21 protein-coding genes are annotated in these 19217 nt (G+C 31.2%); 13 read left to right on the top strand and 8 right to left on the bottom strand.

Features of this window, described 5'->3' with window-relative positions:
• Nucleotides 1-168: 168 nt before the first annotated feature.
• The 5 genes from JG553_RS01170 (at nt 169) to JG553_RS01190 (ending at nt 4182) form a co-directional block, all read left to right on the top strand.
• Nucleotides 169-324: a hypothetical protein gene (locus JG553_RS01170; protein WP_000499195.1), complete on the top strand. Its 156-nt coding sequence runs from the start codon at nt 169-171 to the stop codon at nt 322-324.
• Between the two features lie 38 nt (nt 325-362).
• On the top strand, nt 363-1334 hold the full coding sequence (locus JG553_RS01175; protein ID WP_000876318.1) for an ABC transporter permease: 972 nt from the start codon (nt 363-365) through the stop codon (nt 1332-1334).
• Nucleotides 1321-2277: an iron chelate uptake ABC transporter family permease subunit gene (locus JG553_RS01180; protein WP_001245578.1), complete on the top strand. Its 957-nt coding sequence runs from the start codon at nt 1321-1323 to the stop codon at nt 2275-2277. The genes JG553_RS01175 and JG553_RS01180 overlap by 14 nt, the downstream gene beginning before the upstream one ends.
• Nucleotides 2274-3035: an iron ABC transporter ATP-binding protein gene (locus tag JG553_RS01185; protein WP_000616842.1), complete on the top strand. Its 762-nt coding sequence runs from the start codon at nt 2274-2276 to the stop codon at nt 3033-3035. The genes JG553_RS01180 and JG553_RS01185 overlap by 4 nt, the downstream gene beginning before the upstream one ends.
• Nucleotides 3036-3153: 118 nt before the next feature.
• Complete coding sequence (locus JG553_RS01190; protein WP_000754443.1) at nt 3154-4182, top strand: ferrated catecholamine ABC transporter substrate-binding lipoprotein SstD; 1029 nt, start codon at nt 3154-3156, stop codon at nt 4180-4182.
• A 316-nt stretch (nt 4183-4498) separates the two neighbouring features.
• Here JG553_RS01190 and JG553_RS01195 read toward each other — a convergent pair whose 3' ends face one another.
• The 3 genes from JG553_RS01195 to JG553_RS01205 all read right to left on the bottom strand — a co-directional run bounded on the left by JG553_RS01195 (nt 4499) and on the right by JG553_RS01205 (nt 6399).
• Nucleotides 4499-4813, bottom strand: coding sequence for a CHY zinc finger protein (locus JG553_RS01195; RefSeq protein WP_001127269.1), 315 nt, complete (start codon nt 4811-4813; stop codon nt 4499-4501).
• 17 nt (nt 4814-4830) lie between these two features.
• Nucleotides 4831-5754 carry a UDP-N-acetylmuramate dehydrogenase gene (gene murB / locus JG553_RS01200; RefSeq protein ID WP_000608440.1) on the bottom strand — a complete coding sequence of 308 codons (924 nt, stop codon included), beginning with the start codon at nt 5752-5754 and terminating at the stop codon, nt 4831-4833.
• Between the two features lie 126 nt (nt 5755-5880).
• On the bottom strand, nt 5881-6399 hold the full coding sequence (locus tag JG553_RS01205; RefSeq protein ID WP_000287207.1) for a GrpB family protein: 519 nt from the start codon (nt 6397-6399) through the stop codon (nt 5881-5883).
• Nucleotides 6400-6518: 119 nt separating this feature from the next.
• Between JG553_RS01205 and JG553_RS01210 the strand changes: the two genes are divergently transcribed.
• The 3 genes from JG553_RS01210 (at nt 6519) to JG553_RS01220 (ending at nt 9420) form a co-directional block, all read left to right on the top strand.
• Nucleotides 6519-7397 (top strand): EMYY motif lipoprotein, encoded by an 879-nt coding sequence (locus JG553_RS01210; RefSeq protein ID WP_000724887.1) that lies wholly within the window; start codon nt 6519-6521, stop codon nt 7395-7397.
• A gap of 153 nt (nt 7398-7550) precedes the next feature.
• Nucleotides 7551-7871, top strand: a complete 321-nt coding sequence (ytxJ, locus tag JG553_RS01215; protein WP_000985617.1) for a bacillithiol system redox-active protein YtxJ — start codon at nt 7551-7553, stop codon at nt 7869-7871.
• 424 nt (nt 7872-8295) lie between these two features.
• Nucleotides 8296-9420, top strand: coding sequence for a glycerate kinase (locus JG553_RS01220; RefSeq protein WP_000866742.1), 1125 nt, complete (start codon nt 8296-8298; stop codon nt 9418-9420).
• A 188-nt stretch (nt 9421-9608) separates the two neighbouring features.
• On the opposite strand, the gene pepT is transcribed toward JG553_RS01220, so the two are convergent.
• The 4 genes from pepT to gdpS form a co-directional block, all read right to left on the bottom strand.
• Entirely contained in the window at nt 9609-10835 is a 1227-nt protein-coding gene (gene pepT / locus JG553_RS01225) for a peptidase T (protein ID WP_000795826.1), read from the bottom strand.
• Nucleotides 10836-10848: 13 nt separating this feature from the next.
• The gene (locus JG553_RS01230; protein WP_000899890.1) at nt 10849-11343 is read right to left on the bottom strand and encodes a threonine/serine exporter family protein; all 495 of its coding nucleotides are present in this window, start codon (nt 11341-11343) and stop codon (nt 10849-10851) included.
• 17 nt (nt 11344-11360) lie between these two features.
• Nucleotides 11361-12122, bottom strand: coding sequence for a threonine/serine exporter family protein (locus JG553_RS01235; protein WP_001113406.1), 762 nt, complete (start codon nt 12120-12122; stop codon nt 11361-11363).
• 195 nt (nt 12123-12317) lie between these two features.
• The gene (gdpS, locus tag JG553_RS01240; RefSeq protein WP_000460983.1) at nt 12318-13388 is read right to left on the bottom strand and encodes a GGDEF domain-containing protein GdpS; all 1071 of its coding nucleotides are present in this window, start codon (nt 13386-13388) and stop codon (nt 12318-12320) included.
• Nucleotides 13389-13705: 317 nt separating this feature from the next.
• Between gdpS and JG553_RS01245 the strand changes: the two genes are divergently transcribed.
• On the top strand, nt 13706-14761 hold the full coding sequence (locus tag JG553_RS01245) for a glycosyltransferase family 4 protein (RefSeq protein WP_000258151.1): 1056 nt from the start codon (nt 13706-13708) through the stop codon (nt 14759-14761).
• A 169-nt stretch (nt 14762-14930) separates the two neighbouring features.
• Here the strand turns inward: JG553_RS01245 and JG553_RS01250 are convergent, their stop codons facing one another.
• Entirely contained in the window at nt 14931-15572 is a 642-nt protein-coding gene (locus JG553_RS01250) for a YigZ family protein (RefSeq protein WP_000192947.1), read from the bottom strand.
• A 143-nt stretch (nt 15573-15715) separates the two neighbouring features.
• Between JG553_RS01250 and fakB1 the strand changes: the two genes are divergently transcribed.
• The 4 genes from fakB1 (at nt 15716) to hpf (ending at nt 18845) form a co-directional block, all read left to right on the top strand.
• Nucleotides 15716-16099: a fatty acid kinase FakB1 gene (gene fakB1 / locus JG553_RS01255; protein ID WP_001804582.1), complete on the top strand. Its 384-nt coding sequence runs from the start codon at nt 15716-15718 to the stop codon at nt 16097-16099.
• A gap of 363 nt (nt 16100-16462) precedes the next feature.
• The gene (locus JG553_RS01260) at nt 16463-17545 is read left to right on the top strand and encodes an ATP-dependent helicase ComFA (protein ID WP_001548033.1); all 1083 of its coding nucleotides are present in this window, start codon (nt 16463-16465) and stop codon (nt 17543-17545) included.
• Nucleotides 17538-18212: a ComF family protein gene (locus JG553_RS01265; protein WP_001057965.1), complete on the top strand. Its 675-nt coding sequence runs from the start codon at nt 17538-17540 to the stop codon at nt 18210-18212. Before JG553_RS01260 ends, JG553_RS01265 begins: the two co-directional genes overlap by 8 nt.
• 60 nt (nt 18213-18272) lie before the next feature.
• Complete coding sequence (gene hpf, locus JG553_RS01270) at nt 18273-18845, top strand: ribosome hibernation-promoting factor, HPF/YfiA family (protein ID WP_000617735.1); 573 nt, start codon at nt 18273-18275, stop codon at nt 18843-18845.
• Nucleotides 18846-19217 lie beyond the last annotated feature (372 nt).

The following is a 19217-nucleotide window of genomic DNA, read 5'->3' on the forward strand; positions in this document are numbered from 1 at the left end:
ACATAAAGAAAAACTTTTTCCTTTAGAAATTATCACTTCCACATGAGTTTTACTCATGTATTCCTATTTTTAAGTACACATTAGCTGAGGCTAATGTTAAGAACCACTACTTAATCAATCATTAGTAGTTTTTATCATTTCCACTATTCCCAGACATCAAAATCTTAAGTGTTCTATTTTACTTTAAGTAAACAAAATACACATTCCGAAAAATTAAATTTCAGTTTAATTGCAAATATCAATAAAATTGACACTAAATTATTTGAAAGGCTATTGAAATTATGGTCAAAAAACGCTACTATTAATGAGAAATATTATCAATGATAATGATTATCATTAATTTAAAGGGAGAAAAATTTGTAATGAAGTATTTATTAAAGGGAAATATTTTGCTTCTATTACTAATATTGTTGACAATTATTTCGTTGTTCATAGGTGTGAGTGAACTATCAATTAAAGATTTACTACATTTAACTGAGTCACAGCGGAATATTTTATTCTCAAGCCGAATACCAAGGACGATGAGTATTTTAATTGCTGGAAGTTCGTTGGCTTTAGCAGGCTTGATAATGCAACAAATGATGCAAAATAAGTTTGTTAGTCCGACTACAGCTGGAACGATGGAATGGGCTAAACTAGGTATTTTAATTGCTTTATTGTTCTTTCCAACCGGTCATATTTTATTAAAACTAGTATTTGCTGTTATTTGCAGTATTTGCGGTACGTTTTTATTTGTTAAAATCATTGATTTTATAAAAGTGAAAGATGTCATTTTTGTACCGCTTTTAGGAATTATGATGGGTGGGATTGTTGCAAGTTTCACAACCTTCATCTCATTGCGCACGAATGCTGTTCAAAGCATTGGTAACTGGCTTAACGGGAACTTTGCCATTATCACAAGTGGACGCTATGAAATTTTATATTTAAGTATTCCTCTTTTAGCATTGACATATCTTTTTGCTAATCATTTCACGATTGTAGGAATGGGTAAAGACTTTACTAATAATTTAGGTTTGAGTTACGAAAAATTAATTAACATCGCATTGTTTATTACTGCAACTATTACAGCATTGGTAGTGGTGACTGTTGGAACATTACCGTTCTTAGGACTAGTAATACCAAATATTATTTCAATTTATCGAGGTGATCATTTGAAAAATGCTATCCCTCATACGATGATGTTAGGTGCCATCTTTGTATTATTTTCTGATATAGTTGGCAGAATTGTTGTTTATCCATATGAAATAAATATTGGTTTAACAATAGGTGTATTTGGAACAATCATTTTCCTTATCTTGCTTATGAAAGGTAGGAAAAATTATGCGCAACAATAATAAAAAAATAATGCTTTTAATTGCAGTAACGTTATTAATTAGTATGCTGTACTTATTTGTAGGTATTGATTTTGAAATATTTGAATATCAATTTTCAAGTCGTTTAAGAAAGTTCATATTAATTATTTTAGTAGGTGCTGCCATTGCAACTTCAGTGGTGATTTTTCAAGCGATTACAAATAACCGTCTATTGACACCATCAATAATGGGGTTAGATGCAGTTTATTTATTTATCAAAGTATTGCCAGTCTTTTTATTTGGAATTCAATCGGTATGGGTTACTAATGTATATTTGAACTTTATATTAACACTTATAACGATGGTGTTATTCGCACTAATCCTATTCCAAGGTATCTTTAAAATCGGACATTTTTCAATTTATTTTATCTTACTTATTGGTGTCCTTTTAGGAACATTTTTTAGAAGCATAACAGGTTTTATTCAACTGATTATGGATCCTGAGTCATTTTTAGCAATACAAAGTAGTATGTTTGCTAATTTTAATGCTTCTAATTCGAATTTAGTTACTTTCTCAGCAGTGCTATTAGTAATCTTATTAGTCATTACAATTTTACTATTGCCTTATTTAGATGTATTGCTTTTAGGTCGTGCTGAAGCAATTAATCTTGGGATATCGTATGAAAAATTAACGCGAATTCTACTTGTAATAGTCTCAGTTTTAGTTTCTGTGTCAACTGCATTAGTAGGACCAATTACATTTTTAGGTTTATTAACTGTAAATCTAGCGCATGAACTAATGAAGACGTATGAACATAAGTATATTTTAATTGCGACAATTTGCTTGAGTTGGATTAGTTTATTTAGTGCGCAATGGGTAGTTGAAAGTGTGTTTGAAGCTACGACAGAAATGAGTATACTTATTGATTTGATTGGTGGAAGTTATTTCATTTATCTATTAGTTAGAAGGAGAAATGCGCAATGATTCAAGTTGAAAATTTAACTAAAACTATAAATAATCAAATGATATTGGAAGATATTAGCATAGATATCGAAAAAGGTAAATTGACTTCTTTAATTGGACCTAATGGTGCGGGTAAGAGTACTTTACTTTCAGCGATATGTAGGTTAATTCGTTTTGAGAACGGTGAAGTGAAAATAGATGGACAGCTCATGTCTGATTATAAAAATAATGACTTGTCGAAAAAAATATCTATATTAAAACAAACAAACCATACTGAAATGAATATTACGGTAGAGCAGTTGGTAAACTTTGGACGATTCCCTTATTCTAAAGGTCGTTTGACGAAAGAGGATCATGATATTGTCAATGATGCGCTAGATTTGTTGCAACTACAAGATATCAGAAATCGTAATATTAAGTCATTATCTGGTGGACAACGTCAGCGTGCATACATTGCAATGACAATAGCACAAGATACTGAATATATTTTGCTAGATGAACCATTAAATAATTTAGATATGAAGCATGCTGTTCAAATTATGCAAACGTTAAAAATGTTAGCGCATAAAATGAATAAAGCGATTGTCATTGTGTTACATGATATTAACTTTGCGTCCTGTTATTCAGATCAGATTGTAGCATTGAAAAACGGACAACTAGTTAAGTCAGATTTGAAAGATAATGTCATTCAAAGTAGTGTTTTAAGTGATTTATATGACATGAATATTCAAATTGAACATATAAGAAATCAAAGGATTTGTTTATATTTTAAGGATTGATAATTTGGAGACACTTTAAAGGGGTGATGCGCCAATTAAAGAAGGGTTAAACGTAAAGCATTTATTTATATTTCACATCAAGCACACAGATTAAGCCAAAAGAGGAGAATATTATATTATGAAGAAAACAGTCTTATATTTAGTATTAGCAGTAATGTTTTTATTAGCGGCATGCGGTAACAATTCTGATAAAGAACAATCAAAATCAGAAACTAAAGGTTCTAAAGATACAGTAAAAATTGAAAATAACTATAAAATGCGTGGCGAGAAAAAAGATGGTAGTGACGCTAAAAAAGTTAAAGAAACTGTTGAAGTACCAAAAAATCCTAAAAATGCAGTTGTGTTAGACTATGGCGCATTAGATGTAATGAAAGAAATGGGCTTATCAGATAAAGTAAAAGCATTACCTAAAGGGGAAGGCGGTAAGTCATTACCGAATTTCTTAGAATCATTTAAAGATGATAAATATACAAACGTTGGTAATTTAAAAGAAGTGAATTTTGATAAAATTGCTGCGACGAAACCCGAAGTAATCTTTATCTCTGGACGTACAGCTAATCAAAAGAATTTAGATGAATTCAAAAAAGCTGCACCTAAAGCGAAAATTGTTTATGTTGGTGCAGATGAAAAGAACTTAATTGGTTCAATGAAACAAAACACTGAAAATATCGGAAAAATTTACGATAAAGAAGATAAAGCTAAAGAATTAAATAAAGATTTAGATAACAAAATTGCTTCAATGAAAGATAAAACGAAAAACTTCAATAAAACTGTTATGTATTTACTAGTTAACGAAGGTGAATTATCAACATTTGGACCTAAAGGTCGTTTTGGTGGATTAGTTTACGATACATTAGGATTCAATGCAGTTGATAAAAAAGTAAGTAATAGCAATCATGGACAAAATGTTTCTAACGAATATGTTAATAAAGAAAATCCAGATGTTATTTTAGCGATGGATAGAGGTCAAGCGATAAGTGGTAAATCAACTGCGAAACAAGCATTAAATAATCCTGTATTAAAAAATGTTAAAGCAATTAAAGAAGACAAAGTATATAATTTAGATCCTAAATTATGGTACTTTGCAGCTGGATCAACTACAACTACAATTAAACAAATTGAGGAACTTGATAAAGTTGTAAAATAATTTTAAAAGAGGGGAACAATGGTTAAAGGTCTTAATCATTGCTCCCCTCTTTTCTTTAAAAAAGGAAATCTGGGACGTCAATCAATGTCCTAGACTCTAAAATGTTCTGTTGTCAGTCGTTGGTTGAATGAACATGTACTTGTAACAAGTTCATTTCAATACTAGTGGGCTCCAAACATAGAGAAATTTGATTTTCAATTTCTACTGACAATGCAAGTTGGCGGGGCCCAAACATAGAGAATTTCAAAAAGGAATTCTACAGAAGTGGTGCTTTATCATGTCTGACCCACTCCCTATAATGTTTTGACTATGTTGTTTAAATTTCAAAATAAATATGATAGTGATATTTACAGCGATTGTTAAACCGAGATTGGCAATTTGGACAACGCTCTACCATCATATATTCATTGATTGTTAATTCGTGTTTGCATACACCGCATAAGATTGCTTTTTCGTTAAATGAAGGCTCAGACCAACGCTTAATGGCGTGCTTTTCAAACTCATTATGGCACTTATAGCATGGATAGTATTTATTACAACATTTAAATTTAATAGCAATAATATCTTCTTCGGTAAAATAATGGCGACAGCGTGTTTCAGTATCGATTAATGAACCATAAACTTTAGGCATAGACAAAGCTCCTTAACTTACGATTCCTTTGGATGTTCACCAATAATGCGAACTTCACGATTTAATTCAATGCCAAATTTTTCTTTGACGGTCTTTTGTACATAATGAATAAGGTTTTCATAATCTGTAGCAGTTCCATTGTCTACATTTACCATAAAACCAGCGTGTTTGGTTGAAACTTCAACGCCGCCAATACGGTGACCTTGCAAATTAGAATCTTGTATCAATTTACCTGCAAAATGACCAGGCGGTCTTTGGAATACACTACCACATGAAGGATACTCTAAAGGTTGTTTAGATTCTCTACGTTCTGTTAAATCATCCATTTTAGCTTGTATTTCAGTCATTTTACCAGGAGCTAAAGTAAATGCAGCTTCTAATACAACTAAGTGTTCTTTTTGAATAATGCTATTACGATAATCTAACTCTAATTCTTTTGTTGTAAGTTTAATTAACGAGCCTTGTTCGTTTACGCAAAGCGCATAGTCTATACAATCTTTAACTTCGCCACCATAAGCGCCAGCATTCATATACACTGCACCACCAATTGAACCTGGAATACCACATGCAAATTCAAGGCCAGTAAGTGCGTAATCACGAGCAACACGTGAGACATCAATAATTGCAGCGCCGCTACCGGCTATTATCGCATCATCAGATACTTCGATATGATCTAGTGATAATAAACTAATTACAATACCGCGAATACCACCTTCACGGATAATAATATTTGAGCCATTTCCTAAATATGTAACAGGAATCTCATTTTGATAGGCATATTTAACAACTGCTTGTACTTCTTCATTTTTAGTAGGGGTAATGTAAAAGTCGGCATTACCACCTGTTTTAGTATAAGTGTATCGTTTTAAAGGTTCATCAACTTTAATTTTTTCATTTGGGATAAGTTGTTGTAAAGCTTGATAGATGTCTTTATTTATCACTTCTCAGTACATCCTTTCTCATGTCTTTAATATCATATAGTATTATACCAATTTTAAAATTCATTTGCGAAAATTGAAAAGAAAGTATTAGAATTAGTATAATTATAAAATACGGCATTATTGTCGTTATAAGTATTTTTTACATAGTTTTTCAAAGTATTGTTGCTTTTGCATCTCATATTGTCTAATTGTTAAGCTATGTTGCAATATTTGGTGTTTTTTTGTATTGAATTGCAAAGCAATATCATCATTAGTTGATAAGAGGTAATCAAGTGCAAGATAAGATTCAAATGTTTGGGTATTCATTTGAATGATATGTAGACGCACCTGTTGTTTTAGTTCATGAAAATTGTTAAACTTCGCCATCATAACTTTCTTAGTATATTTATGATGCAAACGATAAAACCCTACATAATTTAAGCGTTTTTCATCTAAGGATGTAATATCATGCAAATTTTCTACACCTACTAAAATATCTAAAATTGGCTCTGTTGAATATTTAAAATGATGCGTACCGCCAATATGTTTTGTATATTTTACTGGGCTGTCTAAGAGGTTGAATAATAATGATTCAATTTCAGTGTATTGTGATTGAAAACAATTAGTTAAATCACTATTAATGAATGGTTGAACATTTGAATACATGATAAACTCCTTTGATATTGAAAATTAATTTAATCACGATAAAGTCTGGAATACTATAACATAATTCATTTTCATAATAAACATGTTTTTGTATAATGAATCTGTTAAGGAGTGCAATCATGAAAAAAATTGTTATTATCGCTGTTTTAGCGATTTTATTTGTAGTAATAAGTGCTTGTGGTAATAAAGAAAAAGAGGCACAACATCAATTTACTAAGCAATTTAAAGATGTTGAGCAAAAACAAAAAGAATTACAACATGTCATGGATAATATACATTTGAAAGAAATTGATCATCTAAGTAAAACTGATACAACTGATAAAAATAGTAAAGAATTTAAGGCACTACAAGAAGATGTTAAAAACCATCTCATACCTAAATTTGAAGCATATTATAAGTCAGCAAAAAATTTGCCTGATGATACAATGAAAGTTAAGAAATTAAAAAAAGAATATATGACGCTTGCAAATGAGAAGAAGGATGCGATATATCAATTAAAAAAATTCATAGGTTTATGTAATCAATCTATCAAGTATAACGAAGACATTTTAGATTATACGAAACAATTTGAAAAAAATAGATACAAAGTTGAATCAGAAATTAAATTAGCTGATAATAAAAGTGAAGCAACTAATCTTACGACAAAATTAGAACATAATAATAAAGCGTTAAGAGATACTGCGAAGAAGAACCTAGATGATAGTAAAGAAAATGAAGTAAAAGGCGCGATTAAAAATCACATTATGCCAATGATTGAAAAGCAAATTACCGATATTAACCAAACTAATATTAGTGATAAGCATGTTAATAATGCAAGGAAAAACGCAATAGAAATGTATTACAGTCTGCAGAACTATTATAATACACGTATTGAAACAATAAAGGTTAGTGAGAAGTTATCAAAAGTCGATGTAGATAAGTTGCCGAAAAAGGGTATAGATATAACTCACGGCGATAAAGCCTTTGAAAAAAAGCTTGAAAAATTAGAAGAAAAATAACTATAATCATTTTTCAAAGTTAAAAATTTTGAATTTATGGTTAACATGTCAACTTACTATGTGTATAATGGTAAACATTGATATTAACTATATGTATAAAAATGTCACGCAGATGCTATTTAAATGTGATAAATATTTTTAGAGGTGAATAGAGTGGCTATAAAGCTAAGTTCAATTGACCAATTTGAACAGGTTATTGAGGAAAATAAATATGTTTTTGTATTAAAACATAGTGAAACTTGTCCAATATCGGCAAATGCGTACGATCAATTTAATAAATTTTTATATGAACGCGATATGGACGGTTATTATTTGATTGTCCAACAAGAACGCGATTTGTCAGATTATATTGCTAAAAAAACGAACGTTAAACATGAATCACCTCAAGCATTTTATTTTGTAAATGGTGAAATGGTTTGGAATCGAGACCACGGTGATATCAATGTGTCGTCATTAGCACAAGCAGAAGAATAATGAAACTATAGGGTTGGAACATTTTGCCTTACACTACTAGACGTGAATAGCACAACTTAAATTCGTGTGAATCAGAGTAGTTTGGCTATAATGATGTTCTGACCTTTTATTTTATGTCACCTTTAGAAGCAGTTAAGTTAGTACTTTTTTACAAACATATGTATAATATATTCGAGTATTTTTATTGAAAATATTTTGGAAAACGACGAATCCAATAAGAAAATTTAAACATGATTTGTAAGTTAGTTTAATAGGAAATATATGCTAAACCAAAAGAAGCATATTGTTATTTACTGGAATAATTAATAATCATGTCATGTTAAATGTTAGCATATAATCACGAGATAAAATCTAAAATTTAAGATTAATCTTTTATGAATAAAAAACGTATCACAACAAATAATAAAGTAAGGTGGTCAAGGTTATGAAAGTATTAGTAGCCATGGATGAGTTTCATGGAATTATTTCAAGTTATCAAGCTAATAGATATGTTGAAGAGGCAGTTGCAAGCCAAATTGAAACTGCAGATGTAGTTCAAGTACCATTGTTTAATGGAAGACATGAATTATTAGATTCTGTATTTTTATGGCAATCTGGGCAAAAGTATCGTATACCAGTACATGATGCAGATATGAATGAAGTTGAAGGTGTTTACGGACAAACTGATACAGGGATGACCGTTATCGAGGGGAATTTATTTTTAAAAGGTAAAAAACCAATTGTTGAACGAACAAGTTATGGTTTAGGAGAAATGATTAAACATGCATTAGATAACGACGCAAAACATGTTGTAATTTCACTAGGTGGGATTGATAGTTTTGATGCTGGTGCAGGTATGTTACAAGCATTAGGTGCTCAATTCTATGATGACGAAGGGCGTGTCGTAGATATGAGACAAGGTGCTGGTGTAATTAAATATATTCGTCGTATGGATATGTCGAACTTACACCCTAAAATGGAAACAGCAAGAATTCAAGTAATGTCGGATTTTTCAAGTCGATTATATGGTAAGCAAAGTGAAATCATGCAAACTTATGATGCGCATCAGTTGAATCATAATCAAGCAGCAGAAATCGATAATTTAATTTGGTATTTTAGTGAGTTATTTAAAAGTGAATTGAAAATTGCAATTGGTCCAGTTGAACGTGGTGGTGCTGGTGGTGGAATTGCAGCAGTCTTGAATGGACTGTATCAAGCTGAAATATTAACCAGTCATGCATTAGTAGACCAACTAACACATTTAGAAAATTTAGTTGAACAAGCGGATTTAATTATTTTTGGAGAAGGATTAAATGAAAATGATCAGTTGCTAGAAACGACAACATTGCGTATTGCAGAACTTTGTCATAAACATCAAAAGGTTGCCATTGCAATTTGTGCAACTGCTGAAAAGTTTGATTTATTTGAATCACAAGGGGTTACAGCAATGTTTAATACATTTATCGATATGCCAGAAACTTATACTGACTTTAAAATGGGGTTACAAATTAGGCATTATACGGTTCAGTCTTTAAAACTGTTGAAAACACATTTTAATGTTGAGGTTTAGTAAAGAAGGACTAAATTGGTGATGCTGTCATGATGGTTAATAACATTTATGATGGTTAGCAAAACGAATTAGAAGATCGAAAGTATACGTAAAAAATATGAAAAATCACGCTATCATTGCACTGAATGTTAGCGTGATTTTTATATATTAATTAAGCCTGAGTTGAACTAGTATATAATCGTTGGTTTTTAGTGATTTTCAGCGATATCTTCTACAATTCCAATGATTACTTGTACTGCTTTTTCCATAACATCAATGGATGCATATTCATATGGGCCGTGGAAGTTACCGCAACCTGTAAAGATGTTTGGAGTTGGTAACCCCATAAATGACAATTGTGAACCATCTGTACCACCGCGAATAGGTTCAGTGTTTGCTGGAATATCTAATTTGGCAAAGACACGTTTAGGTATATCAATAATATGAGGCAATGGTAATATTTTTTCTGCCATATTGAAATATTGATCCGATATATCAACTTTAACTGGATAATTTTCAAAATGGGCATTGATATCGTCACGTATTTCTAAAATACGTTTCTTACGCAATTCGAATTGTTTTTTATCATGATCACGAATAATGTATTGCAAAGTTGCTTTTTCAACAGTTCCTTCAAAGTTCATTAAGTGATAAAAGCCTTCGTATCCTTCTGTTCGCTCCGGAACTTCACTATCAGGTAGCAAACTATCGAATTGTTCACCTAAACGTATTGCGTTTACCATTGCATTTTTAGCTGAACCAGGATGAACATTTACACCGTGGCATGTAATAACCGCTTCAGCAGCGTTAAAGCTTTCATATTGTAATTCTCCATATTGACTACCATCCATAGTATAAGCAAAATCAGCATTGAAGCGGTCAACATCAAATTTATGTGGACCACGACCGATTTCTTCGTCTGGTGTAAATCCAATGCGAATGGTACCATGTTTAATTTCTGGATGTTCTTGTAAATAACAAATAGCTTCCATAATTTCCACAATACCCGCTTTATCGTCTGCACCTAGTAACGATGTACCATCAGTTACCATTAATGTATGACCAACTAAACTGTTAAGTTCTGGAAATACTTTAGGATCTAAGACACGTTTAGTATTGCCTAGTTTGTATGGCTTACCATCATAGTTTTCAATAATTTGCGGTTTAACATTTGAAGCATTGAAATCAGGTGATGTATCAACATGCGCCAAAAATCCAACTGTTGGGACGTCGACATCGATGTTACTTTCTAATGTAGCAAATAAGTAGCCATTTTCATCTAAATCAGTTGGCAATCCTAATTGTTGTAATTCTTTTTCTAATAAATGTAACAAATCCCATTGCTTTTCAGTTGAAGGTGTTGTTGTAGATTTTGGATCAGATTGCGTATCAATTGTCGTATATCTTGTTAATCTATCTATCAATTGGTTCTTCATTATATTCGACCCCTTAAACTCTATTATTCATGTTGTAAGATTTTTTATATGTCTTACCTTTGATTTTACCATACAGTTGTTTGATACGTGTGTATAGGTAATATAGAATTTCAGAAACTAATATACCGAAAGCAATCGCACCTGAAATCAGTGTAACTTCTAAAAATGTATTTACAGCACTTGTATAATCATTTGATACTAAAAAACGAGTCGCTTGATAAGCTGCACCACCAGGTACTAATGGTATAATGCCTGGCACTATGAATATAATTACCGGTCGTTTATATCTGCGACTCATAGTATGACTCATTAAGCCTAAAATTAAGCTTCCCAAAAATGAAGCGCCAACTTTTCCAAACTCTAAATCTACCGTTAATTGGTAAATCGTCCATGCAATGGCACCCACAAATCCACATGCTACTAAGAGGCGTTTGGGTGCATTGAAAATGATAGAGAAAAGTACTGTTGATATAAAGCTGATTGTAAAATGAAATAAATAAAATAGCATGCTTTAACAGTCCTTCCTTAAATGATTAATAAAACGATTGCGACACCAGCACCGATTGCGAATGCTGTTAATGCAGCTTCAACACCGCGAGACATACCTGCAAGTAATTCACCCGCTAATAAATCTCGAATGGCATTGGTAATTAATATACCAGGGACAAGTGGCATGACACTGGCTATAGTAATGATATCTTGATTGGTTGCAATGCCTAATTTAGTAAATGTGGCTGCAATGGATATGACCACAGCGGCTGCAACAAACTCTGAGAAAAATTTAATTTGTATATAGCGTTGCACAAAGCTGAATGTTAAAAATGCGGATCCGCCAGCAATGACTGCAATCCAACAATCTGATGCGACACCACCAAACATAAATAGGAAGAAGCCACATGCAATGGCAGCTGCAAAGAAATTCGTTAAAAAAGAATATTGTAATGATGCATGCTGTAAATGAATAAATTCAGATTTAGCTTCATCAATTGTGAGTTCTTTATTTGATATTTTACGTGAAAGACTATTCGTTAAAGCGATTTTCTCTAAATCTGTTGTACGCTCTTGTACACGAATTAATCTTGTACTTGTTCGATCGTTTAATGAAAAAATAATTGCAGTTGAACTGACAAAACTATATGTATTATGAAGACCATAACTATGTGCGATACGGTTCATTGTATCTTCAACTCGATATGTTTCAGCACCTGATTCAAGTAAAATTCTACCTGCAATTAATACAACATCAATCACTTTGTTTTCATCTATAATTGTGATTGAATCTGGCATATCAATTCACCTCCAATGATATGTGTTATTTATTTGAACAATTGAAGTTTACAACTTGTTGTTACAACTTTCAATAGTGAGACTTTGTGTTAGTATGATGAACTTGTATGGTTCAAATTTAAATAAGAAAAACTGTTAATCTTTGCTATTATACTATGATTTAATAATAGCAAAGGATTAACAGTTTTGTCGTTGTTATAAATTGATAATAGGGTTAAACATTACTTTGTTTCGCCCTTGATTTTTGGCTACATGCACCATATCGTCTGCATCTTTAAACACTTTACGCTGTGATTTTGGATCGTCATCTGTTAAATAACCAACACCGATAGACACTGACAATTTAATAACTTCTTTGTTTGGTAAATGGAATGATGATTTTTCAACACCCGAACGAATATTTTCAGCTAATTTAACACTTTGATCAAGTGAATAATTGTGAATGACAACTGAGAACTCTTCGCCACCATTTCTAAAAATTTTAAATTGATTCGGCACATAGTTTTTAAGTAATTGAGACATTTGTTTTAATACAGCATCACCTGATTTGTGTGAGTAGGTATCATTGACATCTTTAAATCCATCGATATCGATTAATAATAATGCGATACTTTGATGTTCTTTTTCAGCTTTTCGTGAAATTTCATTTAAATGTCTATCAAATTCTTTTACATTACCTAAGCCTGTTAAGTAATCATATTTATCTTCGTTTTCATAACGATTTACGAGTGAGAAGAAATGCCAAATATCGACAAATGTTATCGCTGAAGCTAAAGTGATAATTAATGAAATTGGTATTAAAATGATAACTTCCGATAGTGTGTAAATAGGACTCACTAACGCGACACCAAATAAAATGATTATTGTAACAACATTAAGTATTAATAATGATAGCACATCATTTTGTTTTAAAAATGGTCCAATAGCACTTGTTACTGCAGCAATAACAATCAACGTAACACCGTACATAATCGAGTTGTTAAATACTACAATTTCAACAATTGCTACAATTACTGTGGCAGATAATGTATAGACCATATTTGTAAATCTACCTAAAAACAATAAAGGAACGAATGTTAAGTGAATTAAATAATCTTCACGATAAGGGATAGGGTAGACAGATAATAATAATGATACGATTGTCATTAAAACAGTGACATAAGCCTTAGAAAAAACCATACGTTTGTTTTCTGAATACTGTAAGCGATGGAATAAATAGATTCCAGCGACTATAACAGATATATTGTATATAAATGCTTCGAACATGTCTGAATCGACTCCTTTAATTGACCACTAGCTATTGTAAGTGAAAACTTACAATTTGTCATTAGTTTACATATAAAATTAATGTATGATATAGACTTTGATGTTAAAATGTTGCCTTAAATGATATGATGAAAAAATGAATAATAGGCGATATATAAGAAATGAATCGTATAGTTGTAAATATGATATCATTGATTGAACGAATTAATTTATAATAAAGCTATAAGATATACGTAGAAAATAGATATATCATTCTATAAAGACAATATTAAATAAATATAACGTTAAAAACAATTAATATCGATGAAGGTGAATAAATGGTTACATTATTACTAGTTGCAGTAACAATGATTGTCAGTTTGACGATAACACCAATTGTTATTGCAATATCGAAAAGATTAAATTTAGTTGATAAACCAAATTTTAGAAAAGTACACACTAAACCTATTTCAGTTATGGGTGGTACAGTGATTCTCTTTTCATTTTTAATAGGTATTTGGATTGGTCATCCTATTGAAACAGAAATCAAACCACTTATTATTGGTGCGATTATTATGTACGTACTTGGGCTTGTAGATGATATCTACGATTTGAAACCGTATATAAAATTGGCTGGTCAAATTGCCGCTGCCTTAGTAGTTGCTTTTTATGGTGTGACTATTGATTTTATTTCGTTGCCAATGGGTACAACGATTCATTTTGGATTTCTTAGTATTCCAATTACTGTGATTTGGATTGTTGCTATTACAAATGCAATTAACTTAATTGATGGACTCGATGGTTTGGCGTCGGGTGTTTCTGCAATCGGACTCATTACAATAGGGTTCATTGCAATTTTACAAGCTAATATTTTCATAACGATGATTTGTTGTGTTTTATTAGGCTCTTTAATTGGGTTTTTATTTTACAATTTCCATCCTGCCAAAATATTTTTAGGTGATAGTGGGGCTTTAATGATTGGATTTATCATCGGATTCCTTTCTTTACTCGGATTCAAAAATATTACAATTATTGCATTGTTCTTCCCAATTGTTATCTTAGCAGTTCCATTCATTGATACTTTGTTCGCAATGATTCGACGTGTGAAAAAAGGGCAGCATATAATGCAAGCTGATAAATCGCATTTGCATCATAAACTATTAGCTTTAGGCTACACACATAGACAAACAGTATTATTAATCTATTCAATCTCTATTTTATTTAGTCTTTCGAGCATTATTTTGTATGTATCGCCACCATTAGGTGTTGTATTAATGTTTGTATTAATCATATTTAGTATTGAATTAATTGTTGAATTTACAGGATTAATAGATAACAACTACCGACCAATATTAAATTTAATTAGTCGTAAGTCATCTCATAAAGAGGAATAGGGAATGAAAGCATAGCTGTATGGGATAATTTGTATTATATGGCTTTACTCTTTACAATTTTTTTGTATTAAATTTCAAATATAAAAAGCACTGCCATAAACGTGTACTTCAATTGTCGTTTAATAATACGCAATTGATATTTACCGTCTTATGATAGTGCTTTTTATTTTTATTCAGTTGGTATATCGAAAGGTAACTGCTTTGGAGTTTCTTCAGTCAAATCGAAATTTCCTGCAGTCATTTGATTTAAAAAGTTAATAAACGCTTCATAGTCACTTTTAACGACATCGATATAGTAGCTTACCTTATCAGTGTAAGTTTGGTTTCTTAACATAAAATGAGTTGAAGCTAATTCATATTCAAATTTACCAGTTTGATCATAATTCAGTGTTACTATACATGGTACTGCTTCTCGTAGTTCGACACGCCCGATATCATAAATGACGTCTCTAACAGCACCGCTATAGGCGCGAATTAAACCGCCACCACCTAATTTAATACCACCAAAATATCTTGTTACTACGACACACGCATTATGAACATCGAGCTTTTTTAATATGTCTAACATTGGGACACCGGCAGTTCCTGTCGGTTCACCATCATCATTCGCTTTTTGAATATTCATTTCAGGTCCAATAGTATATGCAGAACAATTATGAGTGGCATCTTTATGTTCTTTTTTTATTGCAGCAATAAATGCTTTAGCTTCATCTTCATTTTGAACAGGTTTGATATGAGCAATGAATCTTGATTTACTAATCACATTTTCAATAATGTGTTCTTTTTTAACAGTAATGATATTTTGTGTCATAATAACTCCTTAATTCATAAGCTTAAGATTATTTAATCTTCATTATACACTGAAAATGACATGACTATAAATCGTTTGATTGCCATTTTCTTTTTAACTGAAATATTGTATCATTGCTATGAGTATATTTTAGGAGGACGACTATGAAAATTGCTGTGATGACCGATTCTACAAGTTATCTGTCGCAGGACTTAATCGATAAATATAATATTCAAATAGCGCCATTAAGTGTGACTTTTGAAGATGGCAAGATTATACCAGAAGAAAAAGTTCGTACTAAAAAGCGTGCCATTCAAACATTAGAAAAGAAAGTATTAGATATTGTAAAAGACTTTGAAGAAGTAACTTTATTTGTCATAAATGGAGATCATTTCGAAGATGGTCAAGCGTTATACAAAAAGTTACAAGATGATTGTCCTTCAGCTTATCAAGTAGCATACTCTGAGTTTGGTCCAGTTGTTGCAGCACATTTAGGTTCTGGTGGATTAGGTTTAGGCTATGTTGGCAGAAAAATAAGATTAACATAATTATAAAATTTTAATAAAAGAGTCTATATTGTAATTGGAAATTATCTCTCGTATACATGGCTTTAAATGTTCATCATTTGAAAGCCAAAATGCTAAAGATATAAGAAAATCATTATAATATTAGGCTCTTTTTTACGTTGAAATGAGGTTTTAAGCATTAAACATTACGGGAAATTAATTCATCCTCATACTTCACTTACTAATGAAAAAATTAAAAAAGAAGTAACAGGTGTCATCAAACAAAATTCAAACTATTATTGTGTTCAATGTGAAAGTACAAATCCAAAGCATTTTTATCAGTATGATTCCTCAGTACATTCCAAGAAAATTGTATATTGCAGAAATTGTATATCACTGGGTCGAATGGATAATGTAACAAGATATAAAATAACAGAGAGTTCGCAAAGTTCATCACAAGCATATTATCATCTCTCATTTGAATTGTCGGAACAGCAGTCTTATGCCTCAGAACATATTGTTCGAGCCATTAGAAAGAGACAAACGATTTTGTTATATGCCGTAACAGGTGCAGGTAAGACAGAAATGATGTTTCAAGGCATTCAATATGCAAGAATACAGGGAGATAATATAGCTATTGTGTCACCACGTGTAGATGTTGTTGTAGAAATTAGTAAACGTATTAAAGACGCATTTCTTAATGAAGATATAGACATACTACACCAGCAATCAAGACAACAATTTGAAGGGCATTTTGTTGTATGCACAGTGCATCAACTTTACCGATTCAAACAGCACTTTGATACTATTTTTATTGATGAAGTCGATGCCTTTCCTTTATCAATGGATAAAAATTTACAACAAGCATTGAAGTCATCTTCTAAAGTTGAACATGCAACAATTTATATGACAGCAACACCACCGAAACAACTTCTGTCAGAGATTCCCCACGAAAATATAATTAAATTGCCAGCTCGCTTTCATAAAAAATCACTTCCAGTTCCTAAATATCGTTATTTCAAACTTAATAATAAGAAGATTCAGAAAATGTTATACCGAATTTTACAAGATCAAATTAATAATCAACGTTATACACTGGTGTTTTTTAACAATATAGAAACAATGATTAAAACATTTTCGGTTTATAAGCAGAAAATTACTAAATTAACATACGTCCATAGCGAGGATGTTTTTCGCTTTGAAAAAGTTGAACAATTAAGGAATGGACATTTCGATGTCATTTTTACTACGACAATATTAGAACGTGGATTTACAATGGCAAATTTGGATGTTGTTGTTATCGATGCACATCAATATACTCAAGAGGCTTTAATACAAATTGCTGGACGTGTTGGACGAAAATTAGAATGTCCTACTGGAAAAGTATTGTTTTTTCATGAAGGGGTAAGTATGAATATGATTCAAGCTAAAAAAGAGATTCAAAGGATGAACAAATTAGCATTAAAAAGAGGTTGGATTGATGAATAATTGTTTGAGTTGTGGTGCTAAGTTATATGAAAATATAACCATTTATAATTTGTTCAAGAAACCTAATAGATTATGTGACAGATGCAAAGAGAATTGGGACAATATTAAACTTGATATTAAAGCAAGGCGATGTTCAAGGTGCTTAAAACACTTAAATCAAGATGAAGCGTATTGTTTAGACTGCAAGTTTCTATCGGCACACTTTAATTTAATGGAACAATTATATTGTCAATTTCAATATGACGGTTTAATGAAAGAGATGATACATCAGTATAAATTTTTGAAAGACTATTATTTATGTGAATTATTGGCACATTTGATTGAAATACCACAAACATCTTATGACTATATTGTGCCAATTCCTTCTTCGCCGGCACATGATTTATCTAGAACATTTAACCCGGTAGAAGCAGTACTAAAAGCTAAAGGGATTCGCTTTGATAAGATTTTAAAGATGTCAAATAGACCAAAACAGTCTCATTTAACTAAGAAAGAGCGTCTGGCAGATGAAAATCCATTTATTATTGATACGGAATTAGATTTAAATGGTAAGGAAATATTACTCGTTGACGATATTTATACAACTGGATTAACAATTCATCGTGCAGGGTGTAAATTATATGCTAAAAATATCAGAAAATTCAAAGTGTTTGCGTTTGCACGATAGCGTAAAAATGTTAAAATATAATAAAGAGTTACCAATAAAGAGGTTTAAGGAGAGATTACTATGATTAGATTTGAAATTCATGGAGATAACCTCACTATCACAGATGCTATTCGCAACTATATTGAGGAAAAAATTGGTAAGTTGGAACGTTATTTTAATGACGTACCAAATGCAGTGGCGCATGTTAAAGTTAAAACTTATTCAAATTCAGCTACTAAAATTGAAGTAACAATTCCATTGAAAAATGTTACGTTAAGAGCTGAAGAGCGAAACGATGATTTATACGCAGGTATTGATTTAATTAATAATAAACTTGAAAGACAAGTTCGAAAATATAAAACACGTATTAATCGTAAGAGCCGTGATCGAGGAGATCAAGAAGTGTTTGTTGCCGAATTACAAGAAATGCAAGAAACACAAGTTGATAATGACGCTTACGATGATAACGAGATAGAAATTATTCGTTCAAAAGAATTCAGCTTAAAACCAATGGATTCAGAAGAAGCGGTATTACAAATGAATCTATTAGGTCATGACTTCTTTGTATTCACAGACAGAGAAACTGATGGAACAAGTATCGTTTACCGCCGTAAAGACGGTAAATATGGCTTGATTCAAACTAGTGAACAATAAATTAAGTTTAAAGCACTTGTGTTTTTGCACAAGTGCTTTTTTATACTCCAAAAGCAAATTATGACTATTTCATAGTTCGATAATGTAATTTGTTGAATGAAACATAGTGACTATGCTAATGTTAATGGATGTATATATTTGAATGTTAAGTTAATAATAGTATGTCAGTCTATTGTATAGTCCGAGTCGAAAATCGTAAAATATTTATAATATAATTTATTAGGAAGTATAATTGCGTATTGAGAATATATTTATTAGTGATAAACTTGTTGACAACAGAATGTGAATGAAGTATGTCATAAATATATTTATATTGATTCTACAAATGAGTAAATAAGTATAATTTTCTAACTATAAATGATAAGATATATT

It is taken from the genome of Staphylococcus sp. T93, assembly GCF_016743875.1.
Lineage (GTDB): Bacteria > Bacillota > Bacilli > Staphylococcales > Staphylococcaceae > Staphylococcus > Staphylococcus aureus.